Raw genomic sequence first — 17,924 nt, 5'->3', positions numbered from 1 at the left:
CCTCACTCGGCAATCGGATATAACGTCCCGATTGCCATACATAATCCCGGTGGCGCCACCAGCCCGTCATCGTGATGAAAGCCCGGAAACTCTAATCCCCGGCGATCCAAGGTTTGGGCTCAGAGCATTGAAACCAACGACTCTCCTGAAAAATGGAGGGAAGATGGGTCTCAGGTCACGAGGACCATCGATGCCTCGACAGCCGCCGCCATCCGTCACGATATCAACTCCGCGCTCGGCCAAGTTTCGCCGAATGCTTTTTCGTGCCGCGAGAAAGAATGGTGCATCGCTCGAAGCGATGCCGGCTGGACCGTTGCTCTCGTCGAAAACCCCTACCTGTTTGAGGTGCTGTGCAATCAGGTCGATCTGCTGATCGTGCCGGGAAGCACCGAGCGGACCTGTTCATCCGGCCGGGCGCGGATCCTGAGTGGACGCCTGCTGCGATTGGTAGGTGCGATCGAGATTTTCGCCGAGCCGGTTGCGGGCGATGAGCTTCCGAAAATGCGCTTCAAGACGTCGTTCACGTCGCTGCAACGCCCTTGGGAGCGGCACCGCGCATATGACTGGAGAAGTGACGGCTTCGTCGATAACTCTCCCGCCCTTTGAGATCTCGATTGAAACGCAGGCATGAAATTATTCTTGATCTTTATACTCCACAAATCCTTGTGTTTCGTTCATAGTTTGTCGTAAAGAGCGGCCAATGCACGTTGAGGTGGCCGAAATTCCGGCTGCCCTGTGATTTTTGTGATGGCGAAACGGACCAGTACGCGAGGAACAAGATGCCCAATCGAACACGATCGAAGCTGAATTTGTTGGCCGCAGCGACATTGGTGCTGGCTTCTGGTCTTCCCTCGACGGTCGTGTTTGCACAGGCGACAACCTCAACCGAAACGACCGCTCCTGCGGTCAGCCAGGCTCAAGACGCGGGACCTGCGGGAACGGCACGGGCCAATGCCAATGCAGCGGCCCGTGGCGAGCAGCCGACTGTCGACGGTCTTCCGGCCACCGGGTCTGAAGCCGGCGCACAAACACCGGCTGTGTCGATTGAGACGCCCGCAGCAGAAGCGGCGGCCAACCCAGTCCTGCCACACGACCTTTCGCCTATCGGCATGTTCCTTGCCGCCGACATGGTGGTGAAGGCAGTGATGATCGGGCTGGCGCTCGCCTCGGTCATCACCTGGGCGATTTTCGTGGCCAAGACGTTTGAACTCTTCGCCGCAAAGGCGCGCCTCAGCCGCGCCGTCCGTCAGCTCTCCGCTGCAAACGGGTTGGCAGAGCTTAAGTCCACATTCAACGGCAAGGCGGGCCCTGCCGCGGAAATGGTTGCCGCTGCGATCGATGAGATGGTGCGTTCGGAGGCTGTGCTCGATCACGCACCGGCAGCTGGTCTCAAGGAACGCGTCGCATCGCTGCTGACGCGTATCGAGGTTCGCGCCGGCAAGCGCATGACGAGCGGAACGGGCATCCTTGCCTCGATCGGCTCCGTCGGCCCGTTCGTCGGTCTGTTCGGAACCGTCTGGGGGATCATGAACTCCTTCATTGGCATCAGCAAAGCGCAGACGACCAACCTGGCGATCGTTGCTCCCGGTATTGCCGAAGCGCTGCTGGCGACCGCAATCGGTCTCGTTGCCGCTATCCCCGCCGTTATCATCTACAACTACTTTGCCCGCGCGGTGGGTGGCTACAAGGTGATCCTCGCCGACGCGGCAGCCGCCGTCGAACGGCTTGTCAGCCGCGATCTCGATCATCGCCTGGTCCGCAAGGCGCAACCGCGTCGCCAGGATGGCTTTGCCCATCCGGCAGACGCGTCGATCGCAAGGATCGGGTGAGACATGGCCGGCAAGGTTACCGACAGCGGCGGCGATCTCGACGAGAACAGCGAGATCAACGTCACCCCATTCATCGATGTCATGCTCGTTTTGCTGATCATCTTCATGGTCGCGGCACCACTTGCGACCGTGGACATGAAGGTCGATCTGCCGCAATCGGCCTCCAAGCCGACGCCGCGCGACGATAAGCCGGTCTTCGTCACGCTCAACGCCGACCTCGGTCTGGCGATTGGCAACGAAGAAACAGCCCGTGAGGAATTTGCGGTGGAGCTTCAGCGCCTGACGGAGGGTAACACCGAGACGCGCGTTCTGCTGCGTGCGGACAAGGCCGTCGACTACGGCGAGCTGATGACGGTCATGAACCTCATCCAGAACGCCGGTTATACGAAGATTGCCCTCGTTGGGCTCGAAGGGGCGCCTGGCCGCTGACGTCAGGCTCTCTCTGTTCTGGCGGCAGCCAGCGCCGCCGCCCGTGCCGGGCCGTGCAAACGTCGCTTCGGTGTTTCTCGTTCCTTTTTCCGCTGCAAGATGTCGCTGTCGCTTGAAACCAGCGGGAGGGCGATTTATGAGCTTATATAAAGGCGCCATATTTGGCAGCCAGAAGACGACTGCGCGGTCATCCGGGATACCGGTGCCGTGCCATCCGGACACGAGGGCAGTATGATGAATTTCGAAGCGGCGCGCACCAAGATGGTGGACAACCAGATCCGGACGACGGATGTGACGTCCCATGCGATCCTGTCCGCTTTCCTCTCCGTACCGCGCGAAGAATTCGTGCCTTCGCGGATGAAGGAACTCGCCTATATCGATGCCGACATCGAACTCGACGGCGCTAAGGGCGCAAGCCCGCGGTACCTGATGGAGCCGTCGCCGCTCGCCAAGCTGCTGCAACTCGCCGAAATCTCGAAGTCAGACGTGGTGCTGGAGATCGGCTGTGGCACCGGTTACGCCTCGGCGCTGCTTTCGTTGATCGCCGGTTCGGTCGTCGCACTCGAAAGCGATGAAGCGCTTGCCGCAACTGCGACGGAAACCTTGGCACGGCTGGGCTATGACAACGTTGCCGTGGTCACCGGCGATCTTGGCAAGGGATATGCCGGCGAGGCACCCTATGATGTCATTTTCGTTCATGGTTCGGTAGAAGTGCTTCCTCCGGCCTTGTTCGAGCAGTTGCGCGACGGCGGCCGGCTTATTGCCGTTGAAGGCTTCGGTAACGCTTCGCGTGCTAAGCTTTATGTCCATGAGCATGGGAAGACGTCCGAAAGGGCGGATTTCAACACTGCGGTCAAGCCGCTTCCCGGCTTCCGCCGCGAGCAGACTTTTGTTTTTTGAGGTGCCACTTATTGAGGTATCTCAACATTTGATTGTGCTGCTAAAATAGCAATGTTGCCAATTGGCAACGAACCACCTGTTTCTTTTTGAAATGATCGTGCGCAGTATCGGTGTACAGTTGTGATCAGGCCGAATCCGGGTTTCAAAGAGTGCTGAGGTAGTGATTTGCTCACCGGTGGGCGGTGTGAGCGCTTCATCGCCGTATTTAGGGCGGCCCGGTTTCGACGTCGGAATGGTGCCGCAGGAAATAGTGGGCTGGCTTTGCCGCCCCGATCGGAGAGGGAAGTATGGTGTCGATTGTCCGCAAAGCAGCCTTTTGGGCTGCCGTCTCGACGAGTGTACTGCTTGCGCCGCAGGCCGTGCTGGCGGAGACGATCTTCGGCGCAATGGCCAAAGCCTATGAAAATAACCCGGATCTGAACGCCGCGCGCGCTGGTCTTAGGGCGACCGACGAAGGGGTGCCGATCGCGAAGTCCGGGTTTCGTCCACAGGTTTCGGCTTTTGCAAACGGAACGCTTTCAAACGTCGACAACGAGCTTACCGGAAGCCGGGACTTTCATCAGGGGCAGATCGGTATCACCGTAACCCAGATGATTTTTGATGGCTTTCAGACGCTGAACAATGTTCGCGCCGCTGAATCGAATGTCTTCGCCAACCGCGAATCGCTTCGCGCAAACGAGATCCAGATTCTGCTCGCAGCAGCCACGTCCTACGCCAACATCGCGCGCGACCAGCAGATCGTTGTTATTCGCCGGCAGAACCTCGCCTTCCTCAGGGAACAGCTGAACGCATCCCAGGCTCGCCTTGACGTGGGTGAAGGCACCCGCACGGACGTCAGCCTTTCCGAGGCATCGCTTGCCGACGCGCAGTCGCTTCTGATTACCGCCATTGCGCAGTTGAAGCAGAGCGAATCAGTCTACGTGCAGATCGTCGGCGTTGCGCCGACGGGTATCAAGCAGCCGGGGCCGGCCACCAAGGGGCTTCCGCGTTCGCTCGATCAGGCTGTTGCCCTGGGATTGCGTCAGCACCCGACCATTCTCGCCGCCCAGTACAACGTCGATACGGCCGGCTTCCAGGTGAAGTCTGCTGAAGGCACCATGCTGCCCGGCGTGAGCATTCAGGGGCAGGTTGGACGCGTGACCGGCAACTCCGGCGACGGTCTTGACAGCAACGCGTCGAGCGTTACTGCCCGCCTGACGGTGCCGATCTACCAGGGTGGCGCGGAATACGGTCAGATTCGCCAAGCGAAGGAGACCTTGGGCCAGCAGCGCATCCTCGTCGATTCGCAGCGCGCCGCCGTTCAGCAGAACGTCGTGAGCGCACACGCCCAACTTGAGGCGGCAATTGCGCGCATCGGCGCCAACAAGACGCAGATCTCGGCGGCTAACATGGCGCTTGCCGGCGTCATCGAAGAGCGCAATGTTGGTCAGCGCACTACGCTCGACGTGCTCGATTCGCAGCAGACCGTTCTGAATGCGCAGGAACAGCTGGCTATCGCCCAGCGCGACGCCGTCGTCGCAAGCTACGGTCTGCTCGCTGCCACCGCGACACTGAGCGTCAAGAGCCAGGGCCTGCAGGTCGCGGAATATCGCGCCGAAGAGCATTACGAAGCCGTCAAGGACAAATGGTTCGGACTTCGAACCGTCGACGGCCGCTGATCAAAGAAAACGCCTCGGGAAACCGGGGCGTTTCTGCTTCTGCCGATCGAAACAAATCTGTGCAACAATCCAAGTGTCTGATTCGTGGCGTATGTTTCGTCCGCGGACTCACTTAAGGTTTGTTTGTTATCGGCACATGCGTCGTTTCGGGACACATGCTCTGCCGCGTCAAACGGGGATAGAAATGGCACAGCTCAATGTCGCGCGTGAACCTTCGATGGATGAGATTCTCGCATCCATTCGCAAGATCATCGAGAGCAATGAGCCGGGGCAGACCGATTTCTCCTCGCGTGACCAATACGAGGACGACGGCTCGGATGAGATTGAACTGACGATCGACAGCGAAATCGAGGCTGCCGCTTTCGGCAGGCGGGAGGACCATGGCGAGGCGTCCAAGCTCGCTACACCTTCGCCGGAGATCGAGGTGGCCGTCATTCCTTCGGAGCCGCATTCGAGCATCGCGCAGCCGCCGCTTTCGCTGGCGGACGTTGCAGCCCGAGTAAGGGCGGCCTCCGAGCGCCACACCATGAGCTATACCGCCAAAGAGCCGGTCAAGGATGTGCCTTCGCGCAGCGTTCAGGATAGTCCGGTCATCACGTCACGTATGGCAGCAGTGTCCGCGCCGCCGGCGCCGGTTGATCGTCTCTCGGTGAGCGCCGTACAAGAGCCCGTCAATCGGGCGGTAGCTGTTGAAGCGCTGAAGGTAGCAGACCCGGCACCCGTAGCCGTTTCGGCCGGACCGGTGGCTGTTATTGCCGAAGAGCCCGTGACCGAAAAGGCCGCGCCTGCGATCCTTTCACCCGAGGTTGGTCGTCAGGTCGCTCAGTCCTTCGACAATCTTGCCCAGGCGGTCGACCTCAGCACGCGGCGGTCGTTCGACGAAATTGCCGAAGAAATGCTGCGCCCGATGCTGCAGGAATGGCTGGACGACAACCTACCGACCTTGGTTGAACGGCTGGTGCGTGAAGAGATCGAACGCGTCGCGCGCGGCCCCCGGCGCTAGGATCTGAACCTTTCCGATACAGAGGCCGCGGAACAGTCGCGGCCTTTTTGCGTTCGTGTTGACTTGCACCGGTCGTTCCGGTTTACAAGACATAGACATCAATCTCCAAAATTGGCTTCAAAATGCTTGATAAGACCTACGATTCCGCATCCGTCGACCCACGTATCGCCAAGAAGTGGGACGAAGAAAACGCGTTTCGTGCGGGTGCGGGAGCAAAGCCCGGCGCCGACAGCTTCTGTATCGTGATCCCGCCACCGAACGTGACGGGCTCGCTGCACATGGGCCATGCGCTGAACAACACGCTGCAGGACGTGCTGGTACGGTTCGAGCGCATGCGCGGCAAGGACGTGCTGTGGCAGCCGGGCATGGACCATGCCGGTATCGCCACGCAGATGGTCGTCGAGCGCAAGCTGATGGAACAACAGCAGCACCGCCGCCAGATGGGCCGTGAAGCCTTCATCGAGAAGGTCTGGGAGTGGAAGGCCGAATCCGGCGGGTTGATTTTCAACCAGCTGAAGCGGCTTGGCGCTTCCTGCGACTGGTCGCGCGAGCGCTTCACCATGGACGATGGTCTGTCGGAGGCCGTCCTCGAAGTGTTCGTCTCGCTCTACAAGGAAGGCTTGATCTATAAGGACAAGCGTCTGGTCAATTGGGACCCGAAGCTGCTGACGGCGATTTCCGACCTGGAGGTCGAGCAGCACGAAATCAACGGAAACCTCTGGTACCTGCGCTATCCACTCGAGCCGGGTGTCACCTATCAGCATCCGGTCGCCTTCGACGAAGACGGCAAGGCGACGGAATGGGAAACTCGCGACTACCTGGTCGTTGCCACCACGCGGCCGGAAACGATGCTTGGCGACAGCGGTATTGCCGTCAATCCGGAAGACGCGCGCTACAAGCCGCTCATCGGCAAACACGTCATTCTGCCGATTGTCGGCCGCCGTATCCCCGTTGTCGGTGACGACTATGCCGATCCGACCGCTGGAACGGGCGCCGTCAAGATTACGCCCGCGCACGATTTCAACGATTTCGACGTCGGCAAACGTGCAGGCCTCGCAGCCATCAACATCCTGACCATCGAAGGTCGGATCACCATCAAGGACAATGAGGAGTTCCTCGAGGGCCTCAGCGACCCCGCGGCCCTGCATGGCGCCTGGGATGAGCTTGAGGGCAAGGACCGTTTCGAAGCGCGCAAGATCATCGTTCGGATCTTCGAGGAAGGCGGCCTGCTCGACAAGATTGAGCCGCACAAGCACATGGTCCCGCACGGCGACCGTGGCGGGGTGCCGATCGAGCCGCGCCTGACCGAGCAATGGTATGTCGATGCGAAGACGCTGGCGAAGCCCGCGATCGCATCGGTCAAGGAAGGTCGTACCAACTTCGTCCCGAAGAACTGGGAGAAGACCTATTACGAATGGATGGAGAACATCCAGCCCTGGTGCGTCTCGCGCCAACTCTGGTGGGGACACCAGATCCCGGCCTGGTATGGCCCGGACGGCCAGGTCTTCGTAGAGAAGACCGAGGAAGAGGCGCTGCACGCCGCGATCCAGCACTATCTGGCGCACGAAGGTCCAATGAAGGCCTATGTCGAAGACCTGCTTGAAAACTTCAAGCCGGGCGAGATCCTGACCCGTGACGAAGACGTGCTGGACACCTGGTTCTCGTCGGCGCTCTGGCCGTTCTCGACGCTCGGCTGGCCGAACGAAACGCCGGAACTCGAAAAATACTATCAGACCGATGTTTTGGTCACCGGCTTCGACATCATCTTCTTCTGGGTCGCCCGCATGATGATGATGGGTCTGCATTTCATGAAGGATGCGGACGGTACGCCGGTCGAGCCGTTCCACACCGTCTATGTCCACGCGCTCGTTCGCGACAAGAATGGGCAGAAGATGTCGAAGTCCAAGGGCAACGTCATCGACCCCTTGGAACTGATGGACGAATACGGTGCCGACGCGCTGCGCTTTACCCTGGCGATCATGGCCGCCCAGGGGCGCGACGTGAAGCTCGACACCGCTCGCATTGCCGGCTACCGCAATTTCGGAACGAAGCTCTGGAACGCCACGCGTTTTGCCCAGATGAACGGCGTCACCAATAGTGACGGCTTCATCCCCGAGGCATCGTCGCTGACGATCAATCGCTGGATCCTGACCGAGCTCTCACGGACGATCCGCGATGTCACCGAAGCGCTCGAAGGCTTCCGGTTCAACGAGGCCGCTGGCAGTCTCTATCGGTTCGTCTGGAACCAGTTCTGCGACTGGTACCTCGAACTGCTGAAGCCGGTCTTCAGCGGCGAGGATGAAGCGGCAAAACGCGAATCCCAAGCTTGTGTCGCCTATGTTCTCGATGGGATCTACAAGCTGCTGCACCCCTTCATGCCCTTCATGACCGAAGAGCTCTGGGATCAGACGGCGGGCGAGGGGCGTGAGCGCGCGGGCCTGCTCTGCCACGCGGAATGGCCGTCTGCCTCCTACGCCGACGATGCCGCAGCTGACGAGATCAACTGGCTGATCGATCTGGTTTCCGGCATCCGTTCGGTCCGTTCGGAAATGAACGTCCCGCCGGCAGCGACCGCACCACTCATCGTGGTCGCAGCCAACGCACTGACGCGCGAGCGGCTAGAGCGGCATGCTTCGGCCATCGGTCGCCTGGCGCGCGTCGAGCATATCGACCATGTGGCGGTGGCGCCGGGCGGCAGCGCGCAGATCGTCGTTGCGGAGGCAACGTTCTGCCTGCCGCTTGGCAACCTGATCGATCTCTCGGCCGAAAAATCGCGTCTGGAAAAAGCGATCTCCAAGGTCGAAGTCGAGCGGGAACGTATCCTCAGCAAGCTGGCCAACGAGAAGTTCGTCGCCAATGCAAAGCCGGAGCTGGTCGAAGCCGAGCGTGAACGTCTCGTTGAACTGGATCTGCAGAAGGACTCCCTCGGCATCGCCTTGGCGCGGGTTGCAGAAGCCGGGTGAGGGTACTGCAAGCTCTGATCTTGTGTCATCCGCGGCGGAAACGTCGCGGATTTCGCATTTTCTGGCGAGATCGCTAGAGGTGTCGCCAAGCCGATTCGTTCGGCCAAAACAGTGGCTTTCTGACGCACCGACCTGGGAGTTAGAGCCCCGCTTTCAAACCCAAATTCGCGTTTTTTCCTGCAAAAACCAATGCTGTTGTTGTTGAGTAACACTTTCGGGTTATGCTGGTAAAATATCCTAACATTAGTCGATGAATACCCGTAGTGCGCAAAAATATTTCAAATTGTTTGGATTGTGTTCAGATGATGAGAATCTTACGTAAATTTTATGGCGCACATGAGCACAATACCCCTGGAAAGCGGCATTTGCGATTTCACACGATCGTGAGAATACTTTTCGCACAGGCGACGTGAGGTGGATTGTCGCAGATTGAAATGCAGGGGGAGGAGCTTAATGGCTCATGAGAATTTGAAGCGGGGCGTCTTTGCGTTGGCGGCCGGAATTCTGGTTGCATCGGCGGCGCACGCTGGCGGTCTTGAACGCGGCGGTTACAATATCGACCTGCTGTTCGACCCGTCGGACTATGCAGCGGAAGCGACGACAACCTATGTCAACCCGCAGCGCGAACTGAAGAACGTCAGGGATACGAATACGACGTCTGCAGCCTTCCCATTCAACGGAACCGGACCCGGTACTGGCGGTGGCAATCTGAACTCCCGTCCCAATTCTGTCGAAGACACGGAGAGCTATTGGGTGCCGCGTGTGGGCATCAAGGCCCGCTTCGGAGAGGACGTCGACTGCATGGCTGACTATTCGCAGCCATGGGGAGCTCATACAAATCCGGGCGTAAATTGGGCCGGCGCCAACAACAACATTGAGACGAAGGTCGAGAGCGACAACTACGCCGCGACTTGCTCATACAAGTTTGACATGGGGCAGGGCCAGTTCCGCGTCATCGGCGGCGTCTTTTACCAAGAGGTCGGCGGCTTCAAGGAGAGATTGGTACAGGATTTCACGGGTGTGCCGCCGGCATTCGGCGGGTTGCAATCCGGCATCGGCAGGCTGGATCTCCAAGGTGACGGTTGGGGTTGGCGCGCCGGCGTCGGCTACGAAATACCGGAGTACGCGGTACGCGCAAGCTTGGTCTATAACAGTGCCGTTGATCTGGATAATCTGGCGGGTACGATCGATCTGCGCAATGTGCGCGGACCGGCGCCGGTCAACTTCTACGATGTGGCCGGGTTCGCCTCCATGCCGGACTCGCTCGAGCTCAAAGTTCAATCCGGTATTGCACCTGGCTGGGTCGCGTTCGGTTCGGTCAAGTGGACGGACTGGAGCCAGCTTCAGGTTCTCAAGTTCTGCCCGCCTTCCGGCGGTACCCTGGAGCAGCCTTGCACCTCGCTCGACCTGCTCTATCGCGACGGCTGGACGATCTCTGGCGGCGTTGGTCACAAGTTCAATGAACAGTGGAGCGGTGCCGTCAGCCTAACGTGGGATCGTGGCACGAGCCATGGCTATGGCACACAGTCCGACACTTGGGCGCTGGGCACCGGTGTTGCCTATTCGCCCACGAAGAATGTTGAGTTCCGCCTTGCAGGTGCTGTCGGTATCCTGACGAGCGGCAGTTCTGGCGCCGTCAACTTCGACGGCCAGGTCATCGGAGACGATGTTTCCTACGACTATGGCAACGACTTCTTCGGTGCGATTTCGACAGCGATCAAAGTAAAATTCTGATCCTCCATTGATCAGGACGCGCAAGGCCCGGTTTCATCACCGGGCCTTTCTTTTTGCCTTGAGCGACATCTGTTGGTGACTGTTCCGCTCGACGCCAATGTGACGATTCAGCAACACATTTAATGCTAGAGTTTGCTAGGGTCGGACTCAAGGTCAGTATGTCCATTTCCCGCCACAAACAGGGAGCAGCGATGTTAAGGACAAACGTGCGACTTGAGGATCGGGCCCGCAATGTTTGTAACGAAATGACGTCATGTGTCGTCTTGAACGAACTGCCGCACTTCCGCGGAAATGGTTCGGTAAGGCTACACACAATGGAGTTTCATTCTGGACTGAGTGAGCCGGTGTTTTCGGCGGTTTCGGTGAACAAGTGAATGGCAAAGAGTCATTCAGGCGTTTGTGTTTGCAGCGGTGATGAGTTCGGCGTGGCCGGCTGGAACGGAAGAATTAGACTGTGATGCTTGCGGGTGAACTGAAGTCTCTGAAGGTTGCGATGCTCGGCGTGTCGCTGGTGGTCGGCGGCGCTACGGCTGGTCCGGCACGTGCCTTTGATCCGGGCACCGGTGTCAGCAAGGAATCCGGTCCGTTTGCCCTGTTCAAATTCGGCTTCTCCGCCTACAAGAACGGCCGCAAGGACGAAGCGGTCGAAGCCTACCGCTATGCCGCCGAAAAGGGGCATACCGGCTCCCGCTGGGCGCTTGCCAATATGTATGCCTACGGCGACGGCGTCGCCGAAAACGACCTCGAAGCCTTCAAGATTTACAGCGAGATTGCCCAGCAGGGTGTCGAACCTGGCTCCGAGGATACGGGCTACTTTGTCAACGCGCTGATCTCGCTTGCCGGCTACTATCGTCGCGGTATTCCGGACAGCCCCATCAAGTCCGACATGTCGCAGGCACGTCAGCTTTACTTTCAGGCTGCATCGACCTTCGGCGTATCGGAGGCGCAGTTCCAGTTGGCGCGCATGTTGCTTTCGGGCGAGGGCGGCAACGTCAACGTCCAGCAGGCCAAGAAGTGGCTGAACCGCGCACGCAAGAACGGTCATGCCGGCGCCATGGGCGTTTTCGGCAATGTCATTTTCCAGGAAGGTCAGACCATCCGCGGTCTCGCCTACATGACCGCGGCACTCGATCAATGTTCGCCGAAGGATCGGCCATGGCTGCAGTCGATGCAGGAACAGGCATTTTCTCTGGCAACCGAAGATGATCGCCGTAAGGCGATCAACCTGTCGCAGAACATGCACACGCAGGGCGACGACGACTAGGCGCTGCCCTTGGCGTCACCTCCGCTTCAAAGCGGACGTTCGAACGCGAAATAGCCCGCGACCGGTACGTGGTCGGATGGTTTTTCCCAGGCCCGCACGTGCTTCTCGATCGACGTCGAGACCAGCCTGTCCGCCGCTTCCGGCGATAGCATCAGGTGATCGATCCGTATCCCGAAATTCTTCGGCCAGCATCCGGCCTGATAGTCCCAGAATGAGTAGAGCGGAACGTCATCCGTGGTCGAGCGCACTGCGTCAGTCAGGCCGAGATTCCGCAACTGGCGAAAAGCCTGGCGTGTCTCAGGCAGGAACAGCGCATCGTTCTGCCAGACCTTGACGTCCCAGCAGTCGTGTTCCTCGGGGATGACATTGTAGTCGCCGGCAAGAATGAGCGGCTCTTCCAGTTCCAGCCGACGTTGCGCGTAGGCGGAAAGGCGCTCCATCCAGCGCAGTTTGTAAGGGTACTTCTCGCTATCGACCGGGTTGCCATTTGGCAGGTAGAGCGAGCAGACGCGGATGACGCCGCCGGAGACGGAGAAGACGCCTTCGATAAATCGAGCCTGCTCGTCCGCGTCGTCGCCCGGCAGACCGCGGTTGACTTCGTCAGGTTTCAGCTTGGAAAGCAGCGCAACGCCGTTGAAGCCTTTCTGGCCGTGCGTTTCGACGTGATAGCCGAGCGCTTCGATCTCAAGGCGCGGGAAGTTTTCATCGACCGACTTGATCTCCTGCAGGCAGACGATGTCCGGGTTCGATTCTTTCAACCACGCCAGCAGGCCGTCGATTCGCGCCTTGACGCCATTGATGTTCCAGGTGGCAATCTTCATGGCTCGAAACGCCCTTCCATGTCAGTGAATCCTTCCGGACGGCTTCTTGTAACGACTCGGGATTCGTTTGACAAATCCGATACCTGCGGTCTTTTCGCGGAGAAAGGCCCCGTACATCAATAACGGGCAGCGCTTTTCACGCACTTGCCGTATGCGGGCATGCCGTTGAATTGATTCCCACCCGCCGAAGGCTATAGTCCCCCACATGATCGACCTCATCCAGAACTATTGGCCGCATTTCCTCGTTTTCCTGTCTTTCGTCTTGGGCGTGCCGGCGGCCATCCATGCCGCCATGACCAAGGACGATGTTCGGGCGGCAGCCGGTTGGGTCGGCGTCGTGCTGCTGTCACCGATTGTTGGGGCGGTCGTCTATGGTGTTGCCGGCATTAACCGCATCCGCCGCTCGTCCATCGGCATGCAACGCTCGTTGCTGCGCGGCCGCGGCCCCGATCAGTTCGGGCGCTTCGATGTATCCGATGCCGAGATTGGCACGCGTTTCGGCCAACGATTCTCGGCAATGAAAATCCTCGGTGACCGGGTGTCGCGGCATGCGATGTCCACAGGCAACCGCATAAGCATGCTCGAGGGCGGGGATGCGGCCTATACCGCCATGCTGCATGAGATCACCCACGCGCGCCGCAGCATCCTGCTTGAAAGTTACATCTTCGATCGAGACGCGCTCGGCTTGCGCTTCGCCGATGCATTGATAGCGGCGCGTGGGCGAGGGGTCGAGGTACGGGTGCTGATCGATGCGGTGGGCGCACGCTACTCCGTACCGAGCATCGTCGGTTATCTCAAGGCTGCGAGCGTGCCCACGGCCGTCTTCAACGGCAACATCATCATGGGGCTCAGATTGCCCTATGCCAATCTGCGCACGCACCGGAAGATCCTGGTCGTCGATGGCAAGGTCGCCTTTGCCGGCGGCATGAACATCCGCGCCGGCTTCACCACCGAAATCGCCGGTCCCGAAGCGGCCTATGACACCCATTTCCGCATCACCGGGCCTGTCGTTGCCGACATCTTCCAGGTTTCTGCCGAGGATTGGCAGTTTTCGACGGGTGAACTTCTGGCAAGTGACACGTGGAAAATCGAGCCGACCTCGCCGGCGGCAAAGGCGCCCGGCATTCTGATGCGCGCTGTACCGTCGGGGCCCGACAAAACGAATGAAACCAATCACAAGATGCTGATGGGTGCGTTCTCGGTGGCGCGAAAGAACATTCGACTGATGTCGCCCTATTTTCTTCCTGACCGGGAGTTGATCAGCGCGCTTGTGACGGCCGCCCGCCGTGGCGTAGAGGTGGATATTGTCGTGCCCGCGGTCAACAATCTGCTGCTGGTCGACCGCGCCATGACAGCGCAGTTCGATCAGGTGTTGAAGGGGCATTGCCGCGTCTGGCGCGCAAAGGGTGCCTTCAATCACTCCAAGCTGCTCGCCGTTGATGAGACTTGGGCCTATGTCGGCTCGACGAACCTCGATCCGCGGTCGCTACGCCTCAACTTCGAATTCGATCTCGAAGTGCTCGATGACGGCTTCGCACGCGATGTCAGCAGCCGCATCGCCGCAATCGCGGAGTCTGCGGAAGAGGTGACGCTAAAGGATTTGAATGCCCAGCCTTTAGCTGCGCGCTTGGCAAACCGCCTGCTCTGGCTGGGATCGCCATATCTGTAGCAATGAGCGGCGCACGGGAATGCGCCCGCTTGGGTCAGATGGAAAAACTCGTTCCGCATCCGCAGCTTGCGACAGCATTCGGATTCTTTATCTGAAAGGACTGGCCGAGCAGGTTGTCGATGAAGTCGATCTCCGAGCCACCCATATAGACGAGCGACAAGCTGTCGATCAGGACCTTGGCATCGTCCTTTTCAAGCACGAGGTCGTCGTCGTTCGCATCGTCGACCAGATCAAATTTGTACGAGAAGCCCGAGCAGCCACCGCCCTCGACGGAAACCCGCATGGCATTCTTATGGCCGTCCGAATGCAGAATGGTGGCGATCCGCTTGGCGGCCGCGTCGGAAAGGGTCACTGTTTCCTGTGTCATATTTGCCTCCTGCCGGGGTCAAGAACCGGAGAGATTCGTTTTCATTGCATATTCGGCACTTGGCCGGTTTCGACATGTCTTTTAATGTCGAGCGCCAAACCGTTGCTTTGACTTCCGGAATCGGTCGATGTTTGGTCGACGCTTTCCCGTAGCTTTCACTATAGGTATGAAGGCTTGAATGTCCCGTCAATGGGGCGACCACGCAGGTGTGAAATGACGTTCGACAAAAATGCGCTCGGCTTCGGTTACGGTGAACATGCGCCATTCGCGTCGAATCCCTGGGCGACGCGCGGCAGGCTCTACTCGGAAGCGACAAGCCCGACGCGGTCCGATTTTCAACGTGACCGCGACCGCATCGTGCATACGACCGCCTTTCGCCGGCTAAAACACAAGACGCAGGTCTTCATCGCCGCCGACGGCGACCACTATCGCACCCGCCTGACCCACACGATCGAGGTGGCGCAGATTGCACGCGCGCTGGCGCGAGCGCTGAAGCTGGACGAGGACCTCGCCGAAGGCGTGGCGCTCGTCCATGATTTCGGCCACACGCCGTTCGGGCATACGGGCGAGGATGCGCTGCATGAGATGCTCAAGCCCTATGGCGGCTTCGATCACAACGCCCAATCGTTGCGTATCGTCACCAAACTCGAGCGGCGCTACGCCGAGTTTGACGGCCTGAACCTCACCTGGGAAAGCCTGGAGGGGCTGGTAAAACACAATGGGCCGCTTCTGAGCCTTGACGGGCAGGGCACCCACGGCCCGGTGCCGCAGCCGATCCTGGACTATTGCGCTATTCACGACCTTGAGCTTGCAAGCTTTGCGAGCCTCGAAGCACAGGTGGCGGCGATCGCCGATGATATCGCCTACAACACCCATGATATCGATGACGGTCTGAGGTCCGGCTACCTGACCTTCGAGATGCTGGAGGACGTGCCGTTTCTCGCCCGCCTGATGCGCGAGGTCAGCGATCGTTATCCCGGCCTTGAAGCGAGCCGCTTCACCCATGAGATTATGCGCCGCCAGATCACGGCGATGGTCGAGGACGTGATTGCGGTCGCGCAGACGCGCCTCCGGGATATCAGGCCCGAAAGTGCCATGGATGTCAGGCAGGCTGGTAGGGTCATAGCGACATTCTCGGACGAGATGGGCGAGACCGACAAACAGATCAAGAGACTGCTGATGACGCGGATCTATCGCCATCCCGAGGTGATGCGGGTGCGCGAAGGAGCTGCGTCGATCGTTTGCGATCTCTATCGCGCCTTCATGGCCGACCCTTTGCTGATGCGCGAACATTATTGGATCGACCAGATCCCTGGTATGGCCGAGCCGGCGCGGGCGCGTCATGTCGGCGACTATCTGGCCGGAATGACGGATACCTTCGCCATCAGTGTCCACCGCCGTTTGTTTGACCATACGCCCGATTTGCGGTAGGGACGCCCCGCCCGGAGGCTTTTGGTTCAACCGAACCGGGCCTCCTTTTGAGTTTTGCACCGACCATATTCTGTCGGGAAAAGCGGACGGATCAGATGAATCTCTTCACGGACTTCGAATCAAGAATTAAGGATATTCTCGAAACGCTTGATGTCGTTCGAGAAAAGCGATCCGAACTTGACTTCGCCCGTATCAATGTCGAGCCGCCGCGCGACCCCAGCCATGGCGATGTCGCGACCAATGCCGCGATGGTGCTTGCCAAACCGCTGGGCATGAATCCGCGCGCGCTTGCCGATCTGATCGTCGAGAAGCTCAAGCAGGACCCTGAGGTCACCGATGTTTCCGTTGCCGGTCCAGGCTTCATCAACGTGCGGCTTTCCGTCTCCTACTGGCAGAAGCTGTTGACCGCGATGGTTCGCACCGGTGCGGACTACGGCCGCAGCACGACCGGTGCCGGCCGCAAGGTCAACGTCGAATACGTGTCGGCCAATCCGACCGGGCCAATGCATGTCGGCCATTGCCGCGGTGCCGTCGTCGGCGACGCGCTTGCGAACCTGCTAACCTTTGCCGGCTACGAGGTGACCAAGGAATATTACATCAACGACGCCGGCTCGCAGATCGATGTGTTGGCGCGTTCGGCCTTCCTTCGCTACCGGCAGGCGCTTGGCGAGGAGATCGGCGAGATCCCGTCGGGCCTCTATCCCGGCGATTATCTCGTACCCGTCGGCGAGGCGCTGGCCGACGAGTTCGGCACGAGCCTGCGGCTGATGCCCGAGGACAAGTGGATGCCGCTGGTCAAGGAGCGCACTATTGATGCGATGATGGTCATGATCCGCGAGGATCTTGCCGCCCTGAACGTCACCCATGATGTCTTCTTCTCGGAGCGGACCCTGCATGCCAATGGCGCTGCCAAGATCCGCACCGCGATCAACGACCTGACCTTCAAGGGCCACGTCTACAAGGGCACGCTGCCACCGCCGAAGGGCCAGCTGCCGGAGGACTGGGAAGACCGGGAGCAAACGCTGTTCCGCTCGACCGAGGTCGGCGACGATATCGACCGGCCTTTGATCAAGTCGGATGGCAGTTATACCTACTTCGCTGCCGACGTTGCTTACTTCAAGGACAAGTTTGACCGCGGCTTCGACGAAATGATCTATGTGCTCGGCGCCGACCACGGTGGTTACGTCAAGCGGCTTGAGGCGCTGGCACGCGCGGTGTCTGGCGGTGCGTCGAAGCTGACTGTACTGCTTTGCCAGTTGGTCAAGCTCTATCGCGAGGGTGAGCCGGTCAAGATGTCCAAGCGTTCCGGTGACTTCGTGACGTTGCGCGACGTCGTTGATGAAGTCGGACGCGATCCGGTCCGGTTCATGATGATCTACCGGAAGAACTCCGAGCCGTTGGATTTCGATTTTGCGAAGGTGACAGAGCAGTCCAAGGACAACCCGGTCTTCTACGTGCAGTACGCACATGCGCGTTGCCGGTCTGTCTTCCGTCAGGCTGCGGACGCTTTCCCCGAACTCGACCTGTCCACCGTCGATTTTGCCGGCGCAATCAATGGCCTGATCGTCGATCCGGCGGAGCTGCAGCTGGTCGCCAAGCTCGCAGAATATCCGCGCGTCGTGGAGGCTGCGGCACTGGCGCAAGAGCCGCATCGCATCGCGTTTTACCTTTACGATCTTGCCGCTGCCTTCCATGGACACTGGAACAAAGGTAAAGAGAATCCGGAATTACGTTTTGTTAACGATAAAAATAGAGAATTAAGTACTGCCAGACTCGGGCTGGTGCATGCTGTCGCTTCCGTACTGAAGTCGGGCCTGTCCATTACAGGCACCTCTGCACCGGAAGAAATGCGATAA

Annotated in this window: 13 protein-coding genes; 11 read left to right on the top strand and 2 right to left on the bottom strand. The window is 59.4% G+C overall.

What is annotated here, in order from left to right:
* Positions 1-779 precede the first annotated feature (779 nt).
* The 8 genes from exbB (at position 780) to exoR (ending at position 11,780) form a co-directional block, all read left to right on the top strand.
* A complete protein-coding gene (gene exbB, locus IB264_RS24565) occupies positions 780-1,829 on the top strand; it encodes a tonB-system energizer ExbB (protein WP_057205051.1) in 1,050 nt (349 codons plus the stop codon).
* Positions 1,830-1,832: 3 nt separating this feature from the next.
* Positions 1,833-2,258, top strand: coding sequence for a TonB system transport protein ExbD (exbD, locus tag IB264_RS24560; RefSeq protein WP_025426837.1), 426 nt, complete (start codon positions 1,833-1,835; stop codon positions 2,256-2,258).
* Positions 2,259-2,492: 234 nt separating this feature from the next.
* The gene (locus tag IB264_RS24555; protein WP_025426838.1) at positions 2,493-3,158 is read left to right on the top strand and encodes a protein-L-isoaspartate O-methyltransferase; all 666 of its coding nucleotides are present in this window, start codon (positions 2,493-2,495) and stop codon (positions 3,156-3,158) included.
* Between the two features lie 287 nt (positions 3,159-3,445).
* A complete protein-coding gene (gene tolC / locus IB264_RS24550) occupies positions 3,446-4,816 on the top strand; it encodes an outer membrane channel protein TolC (RefSeq protein ID WP_025426839.1) in 1,371 nt (456 codons plus the stop codon).
* Between the two features lie 184 nt (positions 4,817-5,000).
* A complete protein-coding gene (locus tag IB264_RS24545; protein ID WP_025426840.1) occupies positions 5,001-5,819 on the top strand; it encodes a PopZ family protein in 819 nt (272 codons plus the stop codon).
* Positions 5,820-5,941: 122 nt separating this feature from the next.
* A complete protein-coding gene (locus IB264_RS24540) occupies positions 5,942-8,782 on the top strand; it encodes a valine--tRNA ligase (RefSeq protein ID WP_025426841.1) in 2,841 nt (946 codons plus the stop codon).
* A 453-nt stretch (positions 8,783-9,235) separates the two neighbouring features.
* Complete coding sequence (locus IB264_RS24535; protein ID WP_025426842.1) at positions 9,236-10,516, top strand: OmpP1/FadL family transporter; 1,281 nt, start codon at positions 9,236-9,238, stop codon at positions 10,514-10,516.
* Between the two features lie 457 nt (positions 10,517-10,973).
* Positions 10,974-11,780, top strand: coding sequence for an exopolysaccharide production regulator ExoR (exoR, locus tag IB264_RS24530; protein ID WP_025426843.1), 807 nt, complete (start codon positions 10,974-10,976; stop codon positions 11,778-11,780).
* 26 nt (positions 11,781-11,806) lie between these two features.
* On the opposite strand, the gene xth is transcribed toward exoR, so the two are convergent.
* A complete protein-coding gene (xth, locus tag IB264_RS24525) occupies positions 11,807-12,601 on the bottom strand; it encodes an exodeoxyribonuclease III (protein WP_025426844.1) in 795 nt (264 codons plus the stop codon).
* Between the two features lie 205 nt (positions 12,602-12,806).
* On the opposite strand from xth, the gene IB264_RS24520 reads away from it, so the two are divergent.
* Positions 12,807-14,270 (top strand): phosphatidylserine/phosphatidylglycerophosphate/cardiolipin synthase family protein, encoded by a 1,464-nt coding sequence (locus IB264_RS24520; RefSeq protein WP_025426845.1) that lies wholly within the window; start codon positions 12,807-12,809, stop codon positions 14,268-14,270.
* 34 nt (positions 14,271-14,304) lie between these two features.
* Here IB264_RS24520 and erpA read toward each other — a convergent pair whose 3' ends face one another.
* The gene (gene erpA, locus IB264_RS24515) at positions 14,305-14,637 is read right to left on the bottom strand and encodes an iron-sulfur cluster insertion protein ErpA (protein WP_025426846.1); all 333 of its coding nucleotides are present in this window, start codon (positions 14,635-14,637) and stop codon (positions 14,305-14,307) included.
* Between the two features lie 213 nt (positions 14,638-14,850).
* Here erpA and IB264_RS24510 point away from each other — a divergent pair, with 213 nt between their 5' ends.
* Positions 14,851-16,068 (top strand): deoxyguanosinetriphosphate triphosphohydrolase, encoded by a 1,218-nt coding sequence (locus tag IB264_RS24510; protein WP_025426847.1) that lies wholly within the window; start codon positions 14,851-14,853, stop codon positions 16,066-16,068.
* Between the two features lie 95 nt (positions 16,069-16,163).
* Positions 16,164-17,924 carry an arginine--tRNA ligase gene (gene argS, locus IB264_RS24505; protein ID WP_025426848.1) on the top strand — a complete coding sequence of 587 codons (1,761 nt, stop codon included), beginning with the start codon at positions 16,164-16,166 and terminating at the stop codon, positions 17,922-17,924.

Source organism: Ensifer sp. ENS11, assembly GCF_014851895.1.
Taxonomy (GTDB): domain Bacteria; phylum Pseudomonadota; class Alphaproteobacteria; order Rhizobiales; family Rhizobiaceae; genus Ensifer; species Ensifer canadensis.
Note: the sequence above shows the minus strand (reverse complement) of the source record. Positions and strands in the feature narration are given on the sequence as shown.

Bases quoted from the DNA above. Each gene is read 5' to 3' on its own strand.
- exbB (WP_057205051.1), top strand. From the start codon at position 780: ATGCCCAATCGAACACGATCGAAGCTGAATTTGTTGGCCGCAGCGACA.
- exbD (WP_025426837.1), top strand. From the start codon at position 1,833: ATGGCCGGCAAGGTTACCGACAGCGGCGGCGATCTCGACGAGAACAGC.
- IB264_RS24555 (WP_025426838.1), top strand. From the start codon at position 2,493: ATGAATTTCGAAGCGGCGCGCACCAAGATGGTGGACAACCAGATCCGG.
- tolC (WP_025426839.1), top strand. From the start codon at position 3,446: ATGGTGTCGATTGTCCGCAAAGCAGCCTTTTGGGCTGCCGTCTCGACG.
- IB264_RS24545 (WP_025426840.1), top strand. From the start codon at position 5,001: ATGGCACAGCTCAATGTCGCGCGTGAACCTTCGATGGATGAGATTCTC.
- IB264_RS24540 (WP_025426841.1), top strand. From the start codon at position 5,942: ATGCTTGATAAGACCTACGATTCCGCATCCGTCGACCCACGTATCGCC.
- IB264_RS24535 (WP_025426842.1), top strand. From the start codon at position 9,236: ATGGCTCATGAGAATTTGAAGCGGGGCGTCTTTGCGTTGGCGGCCGGA.
- exoR (WP_025426843.1), top strand. From the start codon at position 10,974: ATGCTTGCGGGTGAACTGAAGTCTCTGAAGGTTGCGATGCTCGGCGTG.
- xth (WP_025426844.1), bottom strand. From the start codon at position 12,601: ATGAAGATTGCCACCTGGAACATCAATGGCGTCAAGGCGCGAATCGAC.
- IB264_RS24520 (WP_025426845.1), top strand. From the start codon at position 12,807: ATGATCGACCTCATCCAGAACTATTGGCCGCATTTCCTCGTTTTCCTG.
- erpA (WP_025426846.1), bottom strand. From the start codon at position 14,637: ATGACACAGGAAACAGTGACCCTTTCCGACGCGGCCGCCAAGCGGATC.
- IB264_RS24510 (WP_025426847.1), top strand. From the start codon at position 14,851: ATGACGTTCGACAAAAATGCGCTCGGCTTCGGTTACGGTGAACATGCG.
- argS (WP_025426848.1), top strand. From the start codon at position 16,164: ATGAATCTCTTCACGGACTTCGAATCAAGAATTAAGGATATTCTCGAA.